This window comes from Streptomyces sp. NPDC006739, from assembly GCF_042869815.1.
Lineage (GTDB): Bacteria > Actinomycetota > Actinomycetes > Streptomycetales > Streptomycetaceae > Streptomyces.
Window position 1 is genome coordinate 15445 of the sequence record NZ_JBIAGM010000010.1, and the last position, 15443, is coordinate 30887.

Sequence of the window (15443 nt, forward strand, 5' to 3'; positions counted from 1 at the left end):
CCTTTCCTCTCGCCGCGTCCCGCCGGTTCAGGCGCCGAAGTCGGACAAGTCGTCGGGGCTCAGTACCGGCGCCCGGTCCGGACGAGTACTTCGAGCCTGCTGGGTGACGGTGACCGTGACCCAGCGGAAGTACTGCTGGATGCGTCCGACGTCCTGTGCCTCGAAAACGCCGTTGGCCTCGTCGCTGACGAAACGGCGCAGTACGGCTTTTGCCTGCTCGGTCATGTCGGGACCGATGGCGACCGCCAGCCGGTTGGCTCTGGAACCCTTGGGGGATTCGAGCAACCGGTCAAGGGCCTCTTCCCACTCGTCGGTGGGCATGCCGTCGGACACGAGAACGAGCGTGGGAGAGAAGGACCTGGTGGGGACGGCTGCTTCGTCACGCAGTACCGCGTCGGCGAGCTCGAGGGCGGCACCGAGCGGGGTGCCACCTCGGGCCTCCATGTCGGTCCAGGACGCATGGGCCGCGGGCACCATGTTCTGATGCAGTTCAGCCCGATCGCGGCTGAAGGCGATCACTCCGACGTGGATGGTGCCTCGCCCGATGTCGGCCGTGGCGAAATCGTCGAGCATGCGACGGATGCACTCGTTGAGCACATCGATCTTCTCTTGGGGTTCCCCCATGCTCCCACTCACGTCCGCCAGTACGAGTACTGGTAACGGACGTGCCTTCGCGGCCATGAAACGCGGCGCGGCACCCACGATGTCCCCCCATCGCTCTCACCGCACTAGGGGCTGCAAGCCGATACGCCTAGTTGCGGCAAGGTCATTCCTGACGCTGAGGCAGACAAAGGTACTACGTGTTGCACCTTGCGTGCAGTCCGTGACAGCAGGGGATGTGGTCGTCGTGGCGGAGGAGTGTCGAAAGTCCACGGCCAAGGGATAGCGGCCGTCCCAGTAGGCGGCACGCTGTGCTGCCGCCTTCAGTACGACGAGCCCGGGGCAGCTTGAGGCGGAACCATGATCCTCGTACCTCTGCGAACGGACTGGTATGGCAGACACAACGAAGCGGCCGGACGCGGGAATCGACGGGGTCACGCCGACCACCGTTTCCGCCCCTTCCTCCTCCTCGACGATCTACGATCGGTAACCGTGGATCCCACAGCAAGGGGGCGGGGGTGACCGCTGAGCGGGGCGGGTCGACGGCGGCCGAGGTGGAGCAGGCGATTTGGGCGGCCGAGGAACTCATGAACCGGGAGGGGCTGGCGGGCGGGGCGGAGGTGGTGGAACCGGTCGGGCCCGAAGCGACATGTGCGGCCGTAGAGCGGCTCGGGCGTCTGTTCGTGGAGCTGCCCGGACAGATGCGGTATGGGCTGCGTCGGCAGCGAGACAACGGCGGGGACCTTTCGACCGACCCACTGCAGGGGCTGTCCGAGATCGTGCAGAACGCCGACGACCTCGGGGCGAACCAGGTCAGGATTTTCGTACGTGACACGGAGCTGCTGGTAGCGCACGACGGGCGTCCGGTACGGCTGACCGATGTGATGGCGCTAGCCATGCCGTCGCTGACGAGCAAGGACGACGACCCCGACGCCACCGGTCGGTTCGGCATCGGGCTCATGACCCTCCGGCGGCTGTCCCCGGTCCTGGAGATCTTCTGCGGCTTCTACCGCGTCCGGATCGGGGACCCCGACGTGTCCCTCGCCGACCCCTTCCCGGTCCCCTCCTGGTTCGCCGACGACGGTTGGACGGTCCTGCGCATCCCGCTCGCCACCCCCGCCGATGTGCGGGGGCAGGATGTCGACGACTGGCTTGCCGCATGGGGTGACGAGGCGTTGCTCTTCCTCGACCACGTGCGCACGGTCGAGCATCAACGGGAGGGCGGCGACGTACACAGCCGCCTCGCCTTGGAGTGGGGCGAACCCGACACCTACGAGGCCGTCATCGGCGGCCGGGACACCGTGATCGACGTGCGCACGGCCCGGTCATCTGGCGGCATGACCTGGCAGGTTAGCCGTGCCACCGTGCCGAGCCCGCCGGACGTGCCGCGGATTCGGAAGGCCGCGGGTGAATCGACCGGCCTTGCCGTCGCGATCCCGCTGCACGAGGGCGCGGGCGACGAGGCTGCCGGGCAGGTGCATGTCGGACTGCCCGTGACCGAGCTGGGACTTCCGCTCCGGGTCGGCGCCCAGTTCGATCCGAACCCGAGCCGTCAGCATCTCAACGACACCCCGTGGAACCAGGCGCTGCTTCCCTTGTTGGCCGACCTCTGGGCCGCCGTCATGGTGCGACAGCTTCGGCTGGACCCGACCGCGGCCTGGCGGTGCCTGCCCTTGCCGCACAACGTCCGGTCGCCCAAGGGACCTGTACGCGACCTGGAGCAGCGGTTCCTGACCCTTGCGCGCGCGAGGGTGTCGTACGAACTGCGCCTGCGGACGCCGCTCCACGGTGACCTCGAAATCGCCGACCTCGCCGTTGGTGACGAGGTGCTTCTGCCAGCGCTCTCGGAGGCAGAGATCGCGCAGGTGGCCGGCCGCACGGCCGTATTGCCTCCGGCGGCGCGGGATATGGAGGGGCGATGGCAGGAGGTGCTCGAGGACTGGGCCGAACACGACGGTGCCGCGCCCGGGACCGTCACCGTCCCGATGGCTGTGGACGCGCTCCTCGGAGATGCGTCCCGAAGCCCGGAGGCGACGGTCGCACTCGCTTCCGTAGCTATCGCCGAGGGCGAGACCCAGAAGCTTCGATGGCACAAGTGGCTGGTGGACCTCTCCGGAGCACGGCACCAGGTGCCCTGGTTCGGAGCCGCGGAGTTCTTCACTGACAAGGCGCAGGGGCTTGCGAAGGTGCTCGGGCTCAGCCACGTGCTGCACCCGACCTTCGTCGCCGAGACCGGGGAAGCGGCCCGAGTCCGTGCATGGCTGAGCGAACAGCAGGTCTTCGTCACGGGCGCGGATCCGGTGCCCGCCATCCGCCAGCTCGCCGCCCGTGGCGCCCGAAAGGACATCGCGCCTCTGGTCCTGGACGACGACCAACTGGTAGCGCTGCGCGAGGGGTTTCTGCGCGTCCCCGCGAAGGAGCGCCAGCGGCTGGGCAAGGACGTGGGCCGCGCCGTCCTGCTGCACGGCCGCCGGTTCGGGCCCGGCGGTCGTAGGGAGGACGTACAGGTCAGACCAGCGGATGCCTACCTGCCGGCCGGGTTGGACAGTGTGGACCGGGAGGACAGCTTCGAGACGGCCGCAGGTACCGCCACCGGCCTGACGTGGCTGCGGCCCCGCTATGCCCAGGTCCTGCCCGGGGCGGGGACGGGCCTGGGCGCCCGAGCGTTCTTCCACCTGCTCGGTGCCGAAAAGGGACCGCGGCTGCGGCCGCACCCCGGGATCGAGCACCGGTTCACCGCTTCGTCCCCGAGCGAGGGTCTGCCGGCCCAGGTCCTGGGCGGCCCTGCGGAGAGGTCGCAGGACCTACGGAACAAATCGGCCACCTACACCCTGGAGGACTGCGACAGCCCTGATCTGATGGCCGTCGTCCATGACATCGCCGCCGAGAAAGACGGGCCAGTACGACGCCGACGGGCCGCCGCGCTGCTGCGGGTGCTGGGACGCAACTGGGGCGCCTTGTCCGAGCACCACAAGGTCCGCGCTGTCCGGGACTACCACACATGGAACCCCTGCGGGGAGACGGACGGCTTCTGGCTGTGGCAGTTGAAGACCACGGCGTGGCTGGACAACCAGGACGGCGCACCGGCGGCTCCCCGCGGCCTGCGCGAGCGCACGACCAGTACCGTCGCCGTCTACGGTGCGGACAGTGCCGGATTCCTGCACCCCGACCTCCAGCAGGCGGTCGGCAGACGAGGAGAGGTGCTGGTCGCTCTTGGCGTCACCGGCGAGCCGGGTGTCGCCGACCTCCTGGAGGCGCTGCGCCGACTGCGCGCCCGGGAAACCGAAGCCCCCGACCATCCGGCGGCACAGCTCCTCTACCGGGCGCTCGCCGAGCGACTGACCGCACACCGGGGCAAGGACGCCGCACAGGTGACCGCCACTGTCGTGCGTGCCTTCGGGCAGGGCCGCGGACTGATTCTCACGTCACTGGGCTGGCGCCGGCCGAGCGACTGCTTCCGCGGCCTCCCGGTCTTCGGCCGGTGGGCCGCCTTCGCGCCGTCGTTCAAGGGCAGTGACGCCCTCTGGGAGACCCTCGCGGTTCCGCAGGCCGGTGTGGAGGACGCAGTACGGGTCGTCAGGGAGGTGGCCCGCGAGGCGAGGGAGGAGCGAGGCGCGCGGGCGCCGGTCGACGCCGAAGCCGAGACCGTGATGCTCCAGACCCTGCAGATGCTTGCCCGAACGGCCCGCGAACACCCAGAGAGAATGACCGCCTCTCTCTTGGGGAGACTGCCGTTGCGCACGAGCCGGGGATGGACCAGTAAGCGCCCGGTCTACGCGGCCGACGCAACGTTGACCGAGGCGCTGGGCTCGCGGATCTCGGTGTGGCTGCCGGGCGGGGAACTCGAACAGTTTACGGCGCTCCTCAGATGCCTGCGGGTGACCGAGCTGGGAGCGGCGGACATTACTTTCCGCCCCGCGGAGGACGCGCCCGTCGACAAGGAAGCAACCGACCTCGTGCGTCACGCGCTGGATCTGCTCCGCGAGGACCTGCAGCGCAACGCCGTCGCCGTCGCGGGATCCCTCGACTGCCCGTGGGAGGACTTGGCCGAGGTCGAGGTGCGGATCACCTCGTCGCTGGAGTGTCTGGTCACCCTCCCCGGTGGGGAACCGGTGCGGGGGCCGGTGCGTACCGCCCTCGACCGGGACTCTCGCACACTATGGACGGTGGACCGGGAGTTGTTGAGGCGACCGTCTGAGGCAGGCCGGGCCATCGCCACTCGCTTCACTGAGGACCGGCGGCAGGTCGCCCACTCCTGGGCGGCCGCCTACGACGAGGCGGAGCGCGGAAGAGAGGCGGTGCGGCTCGAGCTGGCCGAGGAGCGGGTCGCGCAGGACCAGGCGGCGACTGATGCCAAGCGTGCCCAACGCCTTGCTGCGCTGGAGACAGAAGTCAAGACGGCTCAGAACAAGGCAGGTGGCCGGCCGCCCGCGTCGACACCCCTGCCCTCGGTCTCTGGCCGCCTGGCCCCGGCCGTCCCGGTCTCGGCACCGCGAGAATTCGTCGATCCGGCAGCCCTCCGCATCACCGGCATTCGCCGGACCACCCAGGCGTTGCCGTCCGCTGGTGGTGTGCCCGCGGCTGGCGGAGGTGCATCCGTCAGAGCCCGCCTCACCCCGCCTGCCTACGCACCGACCGTGCCCGCGCCACGTCTGGTTCCCCCTGCCCCCAACATCGACCGCCAGGAGAAAGTGGCTCTGGACCTCCTGCGCAAGGTTCTGGGCACGGAGCAGGAACCGGAGTGGCTGCGCGATCTACGGCACCAGCACGGCGTGGGCGCCGATGCCGTGGACGCGCTCGATCGGTTCTATGAGCTGAAGACGACCTATGGACCCGAGCAGGACACGGTGACCCTCACCGCTAAGGAATGCGAACGAGCGGTCTCGGGAGCCGAGTTCTTCCTCGTAGTGGTATCAGGACTCGCGGTAGACTCCAATCCTGTCCTGCGTCTCGTTCCCGATCCGCTGCACCAACTGCGCATCCGCCCGAACGGAAACGTCATGCTCACCGGGATCAAACAGTCCGGAAGTCTCATCGTCGAATTCGGCGCAAGGGAGGAGCCGGAGCCTTCTTGACTTTCCTCCCGGGGGCACAGCCCTCGCCCGTTACGAACTCGAGGCAGCCGAGCGGGAGGACCTGGCGCAAGTCGGGACCAGGCCGAGGGTGTCGGTGCTCAGTTACCGCTTAGCAGGCCAAATGCCGCCGACTCTCAACATGCCTGATGAGACGTCAGGTAAGTCAGCATCCACTCAGCATCAGTCCCGTACGGTTCCTCGCGCGTGCGCCTGGTCGGTGGCCTCGCGGCAGCCTGGCTGGCGCAGAAATGCGCAGGCGGGAAGCCTGGTCACAGCAACGCACGATTTTCCTGGAGGTCTTCGAGTCGAAGGCATGCCGATGTACAGTGAGGGACGCCCCTGACCTGCAGAAAGCTGGCGGGGAGCCGTCTTCTAGGAGTCCAAAGTGCTGCGAACTTTGATCAAGTCCAAGATCCACCGCGCCACCGTGACCCAGGCCGACCTGCACTACGTGGGATCGGTGACCATCGACGCCGACCTACTCGACGCCGCCGACCTGCTGCCCGGCGAACTGGTGCACATCGTCGACATCACCAACGGCGCCCGTCTGGAGACCTACGTCATCGAGGGCGAGCGCGGATCCGGTGTCGTCGGGATCAACGGGGCAGCCGCCCACCTCGTCCATCCCGGTGACCTGGTGATCATCATCAGTTACGCTCAGGTCACCGATTCCGAGGCCCGGGAGTGGCGGCCGCGGGTGGTGCACGTCGACCGCGACAACCGGATCGTGGCCCTCGGCGCCGACCCGTCCGAGCCGGTACCGGGCTCGGACCAGAAGCGCGGTACGCACGCCGTACCGGCGGTCTGACCGACGGACTCATCAGCAGGAGCGTGCGTGACCATGGGTGACATCGAGATCCGTGACGACCGGGCGGCGGGCCGTCTGGAGGTGGTCGGGGACGGCGGTGAAGTCGTCGGCCGGATCGAGTACTTCGTGCTGGAGTCGCCCGCGCGCGCCCTGGTCCCGGTTCACACGATCGTGGAGCCGGACCACGAGGGGAAGGGCGTCGCGGGCTCCCTGGCCCGCGAGCTGTACGCAGTCGCCGAGCGCGAGGACGTCCCGGTGGCCCCACTGTGCCCGTACGTGGTCAAGTGGGCCGAACGCCACCCCGACGAGGCCCCGGCAGCAGCTCCCGAACTGCTCCGGGCGGCGAAGGACTGGCTGGTGGCCCACCCCGGCCGCTTCTGACCGCCACGGCTGCCGCGCCGCTCCCGAATCCAGATCGGTCCAGATCCAGGTCCACCAGATCCAGGTCCAGGTCCAGGTCCGGGTCCAGGCCCGGGTCCAGGTCCGGGTCCAGGTCCAGATCCCTGCCCTGTCGGCCGAGGTCGGTCCCGTGCCGCTCCGCCGCCCACCCGGGCCCCCGCACCGCCGCCCACGGGTGAGTGGCCGGGCGGCCCTCGGGTAGGCGGGGGAGTAGTCCAGAGCCGACGTTCCGCGACTGGCCGGAGGACACGATGAGCAACCCGTACCAGGACCCCACGACACCGGGTCCGCCGGACCCGTACCCGAGCCCGGTCCCGCCCCCCGAACCACCCCCGGGCCCGCAGCCCACGCCTCCCGGTCCGGGCCCGCAGCCCACGCCTCCCGGTCCGGGCCCGCAGCCCACGCCTCCCGGTCCGGGCCCGCAGCCCACGCCTCCCGGTCCGGGGCCGGAACCCACGCCCCCCGGTCCGGGGCCGGAACCCACGCCGCCCCCGCCGGGGCCCGATCCCGGCCCGCCTCCGTCACCGGATCCGTACCCAGCGCCGCAGCCGGGCCCGCCGGAGCCGTCCCCGTCACCGGTGCCGCCCGGCCCGGAGCCGGTACCCAACCCGGAGCCGGGTCCTCCGCTCAGCTGAGTACCGGTCCCCGGACGAGGGGCCGCGAGCCGCACACGGCAAGGGGCGGACGGCAGTCAGCCCGTCCGCCCCTTGCGGCCGAGAGGCCTGCCTACGCCTCTACCTCCGCCCGGTCACCGCCCCACAGGGTGTGGAACGAGCCGTCCCGGTCGACGCGGCGGTACGTGTGCGCGCCGAAGAAGTCCCGCTGGCCCTGGGTCAGCGCGGCCGGGAGGCGCTCCGCGCGCAGGGCGTCGTAGTAGGCGAGGGCCGCGGCGAAGCCGGGAGTGGCCACGCCCTGGCGGGTGGCCGCGACGAGGACCTCGCGCCAGTCGTCCTGGGCCTCGGCGATCTCCTGGGCGAACGTCTCGTCCGACAGCAGGCTGGGCAGGTCCGCGCGGGCGTCGTACGCGGCCCGGATACGGTCCAGGAACGCCGCGCGGATGATGCAGCCGCCGCGCCAGATCGAGGACACCGCACCGAGGTCGATGTTCCAGTCGTACTCCTCGCTGCCCGCCGCGATCTCGTGGAAGCCCTGCGTGTACGACACGATCTTCGAGGCGTACAGCGCCTGTTCCACGCGGTCCGCGAAGGCCCCGGCCTCCGACCCGCTCAGCGCGGCCGGCTTCGGTCCGGCCAGGCCCCGCGAGGCCTCCCGCAGTGCGGCGTGACCGGACTGGGAGCGGGCGAACACCGCCTCCGCGATCCCGGAGACCGGGACGCCGAGGTCGAGCGCGATCTGGACGGTCCAGCGGCCGGTGCCCTTCTGCTCGGCCTGGTCCACCACGACGTCCACGAACGGCTTGCCCGTCGCCGCGTCGACGTGCGACAGCACCTCGGCCGTGATCTCGATCAGGTAGGAATCCAGCCGGCCCGTGTTCCAGGTGCGGAAGATGTCCGCGATCTGCGCGGGGGAGTACCCGGCGACATCGCGCAGCAACTGGTACGCCTCGCCGATCAGCTGCATGTCGGCGTACTCGATGCCGTTGTGCACCATCTTCACGAAGTGTCCGGCGCCGTCCGGACCGACGTGCGTCACACAGGGCGCGCCGTCCGCCGCCTTCGCCGAGATCTTCTCCAGCATCGGGCCGAGCGAGTCGTACGACTCCTTCGGGCCGCCCGGCATGATGCTCGGGCCGTGCAGCGCGCCCTCCTCGCCGCCGGAGACGCCCATGCCGACGAAGTGGATGCCCTGCTCACGCAGTGCCTTCTCCCGGCGGCGGGTGTCCGCGAAGTGCGCGTTGCCGCCGTCGATGATCATGTCGCCGGGCTCCAGGAGCGGCGCGAACTCCTCGATCACGGCGTCCGTCGGGTCGCCGGCCTTGACCATGATGACCAGTCGCCGCGGGCGCTCGAGCGCCGCCACGAACTCCTTGGCGGTCTCGGCCGCGACGAAGTCGCCCTCGGTCCCGAACTCCTCCACCAGGGCGTGCGTACGCGACGCCGTCCGGTTGTGCACCGCGACCGTGTAGCCGTTGCGCGCGAAGTTGCGGGCGAGGTTGCGGCCCATGACCGCGAGGCCCGTGACACCGATCTGCGCTGAAGCGCTCATACCGCCTGCTCCCTAACTGGCTCGTGAGTACAGCCCCGTCAGTATCGTCCTTCGCCCATCCTGACGTGCCGCTACGGCGAGCGCACATCCGACCCGCCAGGCTTGAGTACGCACGGAAGGCGTCGCCGCCTCACCCCGGCGCCGGTCGATCCGGCCAACGGAAGGCCGGTTCCCGGCCACTTGGAGTGACGACGAGGCCGATTGCCGCCTTGTCATGGCCTGTTCGCGGCGCTTACTTTTGCGGCTCCTGACGCAGGGCGAAGGGGCTTGAGACATGGCCGTACGCGGCCGGCACCGCCGGTATCAGCCGAACAGGATCAACCGCGCCTCACTCACTGTCACGGCGAGCGGCGCCGGCCTCGCGATCCCGCTCGTCGCCGTCGGCACCGCCGACGCGGCCGACGTCTCCACCTGGAACAAGGTCGCCGCCTGCGAGTCCAGCGGCGACTGGAGCATCAACACGGGCAACGGCTTCTACGGCGGCCTGCAGTTCACCCAGTCCACCTGGGAGGCCTACGGCGGCGCCCGGTACGCGCCGCGCGCCGACCTGGCCACCAGGGACCAGCAGATCGCCGTCGCCGAGAAGGTCCTCTACGGACAGGGCCCCGGTGCCTGGCCGGTGTGCTCGGCCGGCGCCGGACTCGGCCGGGACGGCGGCGGCCCCGGCGTCCACCCCGCCGGCTCCGCCGGCCGCCCCGCGTCGGCCGGCGAGTCCGCCAGGGCCGCCAGGTCCGCCCCGTCCGAGAAGGCCGTGCGGACCTCCGTACGGGACGTCCAGCCGCAGACCACGCCCCAGTCCCGGGCCGGCAAGGTCGAGATGTACACCGTGGTGCACGGCGACACGCTCTCCGGGATCGCCGACGACCACCACCTCCCGGGCGGCTGGCAGCGGCTGTACGAGGGCAACCGCACGACGATCGGCTCCGACCCCGACCTGATCCTGCCGGGACAGCGGCTCAGCCTGACCGCCCGCCGGGCGCCCGCGGCCCACACCACGGCCAAGGAGTCGTCCACCGGGACGACCCGGACGACACCCCGCAAAGCACCCCACACCCCACCCCGTACCTCGCCCTCGCCCCACAAGACACCCCACGAGACGCCCGGTCGTTCACTCGTCGCCCCCGTGGACGGCCCCCTCGGCACCGGCTACCGCGTGGCCGGCTCGCACTGGTCGAAGGGCTACCACACGGGCGTCGACTTCCCTGTACCCACCGGTACCTCGGTCAAGGCGGTCGAGACCGGGCAGGTGGTCACCGCCGGCTGGGGCGGCTACTTCGGCTACCAGGTCGTCATCCGGCACGCCGACGGCCGCTACACCCAGTACGCCCACCTGTCGGCCATCTCGGTGCGGGCGGGGCAGACGGTGTCCACGGGACAACGCATAGGCCGCTCCGGCGCCACCGGAAACGTCACGGGCCCGCATCTGCACTTCGAGGTGCGGACGGGGCCGGATTTCGGTACGGACATCGACCCGGTCGTCTATCTCCGGGCCGGCGGCGTCAGGATCTGACCCGAGGGCGCTGCCGGTGCCGGTGCCGCGTGGGCACCGGCATGTCCACGACGCCCGCGTAGAACGGGCTGAACCAGGCGGCCGGGAGGCCGTACGACGGGGCCGGCGGCGGGTTCTCACCGGCGGACCCGGATCCGGACCCGGACCCGGCCGAGCCGCTCTCGGCGGCCAGGCCGGGGTCCGCGGTCATGGCGGGGCCGGCGGTCGGTTTCGGCTCGTGCGGGATCTCCTCCAGGGCCGCCTCCCGCAGGACCGTCCTCTCCAGGAGCGTGTCGGCCGGCAGCCCGGCCGGTGGCTCCTCGGTGACCGGCTGAGCGCCGGCGGCGTGCGGGGTGTTCTCCAGCCGCTCCGTGGTCAGCAGGATCAGACCGCCCGCCGCGACCACACCGCAGCTGAGGGCGAGCGCGGTGCCCGTGCCGCCGTAGCGGAAGCTCTCGTCGAACATCGTGATGCCGACCGCCGCGGCCAGCACCGGGTTCACCACGGTCAGCGTGGCCAGCGGCGCGGCCAGACCGCCGCCCCGGTAGGAGGCCTGCGACAGCAGGACGCCGGCGACGGCGAAGACGCCTATCACGGCCAGGTCGGGCAGGTCGCCGAGGGACACCCCGCCGGCCCAGTCGACCGTGACGGTCTTGGTGAACACCGAGGACATGCCGAAGGCTATGCCGGAGGCGGTGGCGAGCAGCATGCTGCGCACCGCCGGGTGCCGGTGCGCGGCGCGGCCGGCGATCATCAGCGCCGCCACCGCCGCGCCGGTGACCAGGGCGAGGGCCATCTGCCCGGCCGTGTCCAGGGAGAGGGAGTCGGAGGAGCCGACCAGGGACAGCAGGCCGGCGAGGCCCACGGTCGCCATGATCGCGCCGCGCCAGGCGGCCGCCCCGGCCCTGCGGCCCACGAACAGGGCGGCCATCGGCAGCGCGAACACGATGGTCAGCGCGCCCAGCGGCTGCACCAGGCTGAGCGGGCCGTAGGCGAGCGCCACCACGTGCAGCACGCCCCCGAGGCCGTTCAGCGCCAGCGCCGCCCACCAACTCGGCCTGCGCAGCGGCGCGTACTGCTCGCCGGGGGAAGAAGCCGCGACCTGCTCCTGCACGATCGCCCCGCCGGCGTAGGCGACGGCCGAGACGAACGACAGCAGCACGGACAACGCGAGGGCGCTCATCAGCGTCTCCACTGCGTGAGGCGGGGGCCCTTGGCCCGGCGCGGCGTACGGTCGGCTTCCATGGGCAACACTCTGCCCGCCCGGGCTGTTCCCGTCGTCGTCCCTGAGCACGCAATGGCTCCTACTCCCGATGGAGTACACCGGGGGCCCGCTCATACCCAAGAGGGGTGCCGGAGGGTGGAGACCCCCCGACTCCAGCCGCTCCCAGGCCTGGTACCAGTATTTCTCGTGGACCCCGACCGAGAATTCGACGCGCTCCGCCCGCTCGGCGGCTTCTTCGTCCTGCGCACGGCCACGGCCGCCGACGGGCCGTGCCCCGGCCGTCTGCCGACGCTCGCGCAGGCCTACGCCCCCGTGGCACCGGACGCCCACGGACACCCGCTGGCCGCCCGGGTGCGGACGGTCGCGGACCGGATCGGCGCCCCGGAGCCGCGAGTTGCCGCGTCCGTCGCCCACCAGGCCCTCGCGGCCCGGCTCTGGTCGGTGGCCCTGGGCTGCGCCGCCCTGCACGGCCGCCTCCCCGACCTCGACCCCGGCCTGCTGCGCTGGGACCCCGACGCCACCGCCCCCGACGACCTGTGGCTGACCGAGGTACGGCGACCGCCCGCCGGCGCCCGCACCCTGGCCGACGCCGTCCTGCACGGCCATCTCGAACCCCTGGGGGAGTCCCTGAGGGCCCGTTACGGCATCGCGGCCGGCCTGCTGCGGGGCAACGCGGCCTCCGCGCTCGCCGCCACCGCCCGGGAACTCGACCGCTGGGCCCGCGTCAATCGCCGTACCGAGGTGGCCGAACGGGCCCGGGCCCGGACCGCCGAACTCTTCGCCCACCCCCTCCTGCGCACCACCGGCACCCGCGCCGGACTCGCCTTCCGGCGGCGCAGCTGCTGTCTCTACTACCGCGTCCCCGGCGGCGGGGTGTGCGCGGACTGTTGCTTCCCACGACCACCGCGCTCTTCCCCGCGCGCCGCATCTGGGTGACCATGAAGGGGACCTGCCGTGTGAGCCCAGGGGGTTACGGGTGCGTGTGGGACTGCTGACCCGGGAGTTCCCCCCGGACGTGTACGGCGGCGCGGGTGTCCATGTCGAGTTCCTGGCACGGGAGTTGACACCCCTGGTCGATCTGGAGGTGCACTGCTGGGGCGAAGGGCGCGGGGCCGGCGTCGTACGCCACCGGCCCTGGTCGGTGCTGGACGGCTCCAACGACGCGCTGCGCACCTTCTCCGTGGACCTGTCCATGGCCGCCGCGCTCGCCGGCCGTGAACTCGTCCACTCCCACACCTGGTACGCCAACCTCGCCGGCCACCTGGCCAAACTCCTCCACGGCGTCCCGCACGTGGTGACCGCCCACTCACTGGAGCCGTTGCGCCCCTGGAAGGCCGAGCAGCTCGGCGGCGGGTACGCGCTGTCCGGCTGGTCGGAGCGCACCGCCGTCGAGGCCGCCGACGCCGTGATCGCCGTCTCCGGGGCGATGCGCGAGGACATCCTCCGCTGCTACCCGGCGCTGGACCCGGCGAGCGTCCACGTGGTGCACAACGGCATCGACACCGCCCTGTACCGGCCGGACCACGGCACCGACGTCGTCACCCGCCTCGGGGTCGACCCCGCGCGCCCCTACGTGCTGTTCGTCGGCCGTATCACCCGGCAGAAGGGCGTGCCCCACCTGCTGCGGGCCGTCCGCGACATCGACCCCGCCGTCCAGGTGGTGCTGTGCGCCGGCGCCCCCGACACCCCGGAGATCGACCGGGAGTTCCGCGACCTGTTCGGCGAGCTGAGCCGGTTCCGCGCGGGCGTGCACTGGATCCCGCAGATGCTGCCGCGCGCCGACGTCATCCAGCTCCTCACCCACGCGGCCGTGTTCGTGTGCCCGTCGGTGTACGAGCCCCTCGGGATCGTCAACCTGGAGGCGATGGCCTGCGGCACCCCGGTGGTGGCGTCCCGGGTCGGCGGGATCCCCGAGGTCGTCGAGGACGGCGTCACGGGCCTGCTGGTCGATACGCACGACACCCGCGACGGGGACGGCACGGGCGCCGACGCCGACGCGGGCGCCGCCTTCGAGGCGGGCCTCGCCCGGGCGCTGGACTCCGTCCTCGCGGACCCCGGGGCCGCCCGGCGGATGGGCGCGGCCGGACGGGAGCGGGCGGTGGGCGAGTTCGGCTGGGACACGGTGGCCCGGCGCACGGTGCGGCTGTACGAGGAGATCCTCAAGCAGGCTTAGTCCGGGCTGCCCGGGGGCAGCCTTGGAGTCACCAGGGTGACCAAGGTGAGGGGAGCGGCCATGCGTCGTGGTGGACCTTCGGTGCTCGGGATCGTCCTGGCGGGCGGGGAGGGCAAACGGCTGATGCCGCTGACCGCCGACCGCGCCAAGCCGGCGGTCACCTTCGGCGGCACCTACCGCCTCGTCGACTTCGTCCTGTCCAACCTGGTCAACGGGGACGTCCTGCGGATCTGCGTGCTGACCCAGTACAAGTCGCACTCGCTGGACCGGCACATCACCACCACCTGGCGGATGTCCAGCCTGCTCGGCAACTACGTCACCCCCGTCCCGGCCCAGCAGCGGCTCGGCCCGCGCTGGTACCTGGGCAGCGCGGACGCGATCCTGCAGTCGCTCAACCTCGTCCACGACGAACAGCCCGAGTACGTCGCGGTGTTCGGCGCCGACCACGTCTACCGCATGGACCCGCGCCAGATGGTCCGACAGCACATCGAGGGCGGCGCGGGCGTCACGGTGGCCGGCATCCGCGTGCCGCGCTCGGAATCTTCCTCCTTCGGGGTGATCACCCCCGCCTCGGACGGCCTTGGCGTCGAACGCTTCCTGGAGAAGCCCGCCGACCCGCCCGGCCTCGCGGACGACCCGGAGTCCGTCTTCGCCTCCATGGGCAACTACGTCTTCACCACCAAGGCCCTGATCGAGGCCCTCCAGCGGGACGCCGAGGACGAGCACTCCGTGCACGACATGGGCGGCTCGATACTGCCCCAGCTCACCGCCCGGGGCGAGGCGCAGCTGTACGACTTCAGCGACAACCACGTGCCCGGCGAGACCACCCGGGACAAGGGGTACTGGCGGGACGTCGGCACCCTCGACGCCTACTACGACGCCCACATGGACCTGATAGCCGAGCGCCCCGCCTTCAACCTCTACAACCGCCAGTGGCCCGTCTACACCCACTCCGGCCAGCTCTCCCCGGCCCGCTTCAACGCCGGCGGCATGGCGAGCGAGTCCATCATCAGCGCGGGCTGTCTGATCCGCGGTCAGGTCACCCGCTCGGTGCTCTCCCCGGGCGTGCGGGTCGACCCCGGAGCGGTGGTGCAGGGCTCGGTGCTGCACGACAACGTCCGCATCGGCCGGGGGGCGGTCGTGCGCGGCGCCGTCCTCGACAAGAACGTAGAGGTGCCGCCCGGCGCGACCATCGGCGTCAACCCGGAGCGGGACTCGGAGCTGTACACCGTCTCCAAGGGCGGAGTGATAGCGCTGGGCAAGGGCACGCGGGTGTCGTAGGCCCTGCCGTTCGCATCATCCCGGCAGTCGCGGGTCCCGGCCGTGTTGCCGAACGGGGGCCGCCCGCGGCCCGGTTCGGCCGCTCAGGGCTGCCCGTTCACCCGTTGAGGGTGCCGTCCGCTCCCTTGTTCTCGTGCGACGCGACGCGTGTGATCCGCCCGGGATGCCCGGGTTCCCGTCTCCTGACCTTCACGATGCAGACAACGATGTCGAACTTCGGAGGTCAT

General features: G+C 71.4%; 10 protein-coding genes. 7 read left to right on the forward strand and 3 right to left on the reverse strand.

Features of this window, described 5'->3' with window-relative positions; all coding sequences use genetic code 11:
* Window positions 1–27: 27 nt before the first annotated feature.
* Window positions 28–702 carry a VWA domain-containing protein gene (locus ACFYMM_RS20780; protein ID WP_388388570.1) on the reverse strand — a complete coding sequence of 225 codons (675 nt, stop codon included), beginning with the start codon at window positions 700–702 and terminating at the stop codon, window positions 28–30.
* Window positions 703–1118: 416 nt separating this feature from the next.
* Between ACFYMM_RS20780 and ACFYMM_RS20785 the strand changes: the two genes are divergently transcribed.
* The 3 genes from ACFYMM_RS20785 (at window position 1119) to ACFYMM_RS20795 (ending at window position 6864) form a co-directional block, all read left to right on the forward strand.
* On the forward strand, window positions 1119–5675 hold the full coding sequence (locus ACFYMM_RS20785; protein WP_388388572.1) for a sacsin N-terminal ATP-binding-like domain-containing protein: 4557 nt from the start codon (window positions 1119–1121) through the stop codon (window positions 5673–5675).
* Between the two features lie 385 nt (window positions 5676–6060).
* On the forward strand, window positions 6061–6483 hold the full coding sequence (gene panD, locus ACFYMM_RS20790) for an aspartate 1-decarboxylase (protein WP_388388574.1): 423 nt from the start codon (window positions 6061–6063) through the stop codon (window positions 6481–6483).
* Window positions 6484–6516: 33 nt separating this feature from the next.
* Window positions 6517–6864 carry a GNAT family N-acetyltransferase gene (locus ACFYMM_RS20795; protein WP_388388576.1) on the forward strand — a complete coding sequence of 116 codons (348 nt, stop codon included), beginning with the start codon at window positions 6517–6519 and terminating at the stop codon, window positions 6862–6864.
* Between the two features lie 744 nt (window positions 6865–7608).
* Here ACFYMM_RS20795 and gndA read toward each other — a convergent pair.
* Window positions 7609–9048, reverse strand: a complete 1440-nt coding sequence (gene gndA / locus ACFYMM_RS20800) for an NADP-dependent phosphogluconate dehydrogenase (protein ID WP_388388578.1) — start codon at window positions 9046–9048, stop codon at window positions 7609–7611.
* Window positions 9049–9322: 274 nt separating this feature from the next.
* On the opposite strand from gndA, the gene ACFYMM_RS20805 reads away from it, so the two are divergent.
* Window positions 9323–10558: a transglycosylase family protein gene (locus tag ACFYMM_RS20805; RefSeq protein WP_388388580.1), complete on the forward strand. Its 1236-nt coding sequence runs from the start codon at window positions 9323–9325 to the stop codon at window positions 10556–10558.
* Here ACFYMM_RS20805 and ACFYMM_RS20810 read toward each other — a convergent pair.
* Window positions 10548–11720 carry a DMT family transporter gene (locus tag ACFYMM_RS20810; RefSeq protein WP_388388583.1) on the reverse strand — a complete coding sequence of 391 codons (1173 nt, stop codon included), beginning with the start codon at window positions 11718–11720 and terminating at the stop codon, window positions 10548–10550. The genes ACFYMM_RS20805 and ACFYMM_RS20810 overlap by 11 nt on opposite strands.
* A 228-nt stretch (window positions 11721–11948) precedes the next feature.
* Here ACFYMM_RS20810 and ACFYMM_RS20815 point away from each other — a divergent pair, with 228 nt between their 5' ends.
* From ACFYMM_RS20815 to glgC, 3 genes are read left to right on the forward strand one after another with little or no spacing between them, the layout of a single operon-like run.
* Window positions 11949–12698, forward strand: a complete 750-nt coding sequence (locus ACFYMM_RS20815) for a (2Fe-2S)-binding protein (protein WP_388388585.1) — start codon at window positions 11949–11951, stop codon at window positions 12696–12698.
* Window positions 12699–12738: 40 nt separating this feature from the next.
* Complete coding sequence (gene glgA / locus ACFYMM_RS20820; RefSeq protein ID WP_388388588.1) at window positions 12739–13935, forward strand: glycogen synthase; 1197 nt, start codon at window positions 12739–12741, stop codon at window positions 13933–13935.
* Between the two features lie 60 nt (window positions 13936–13995).
* On the forward strand, window positions 13996–15216 hold the full coding sequence (gene glgC, locus ACFYMM_RS20825; protein ID WP_388388590.1) for a glucose-1-phosphate adenylyltransferase: 1221 nt from the start codon (window positions 13996–13998) through the stop codon (window positions 15214–15216).
* Window positions 15217–15443: the final 227 nt, after the last annotated feature.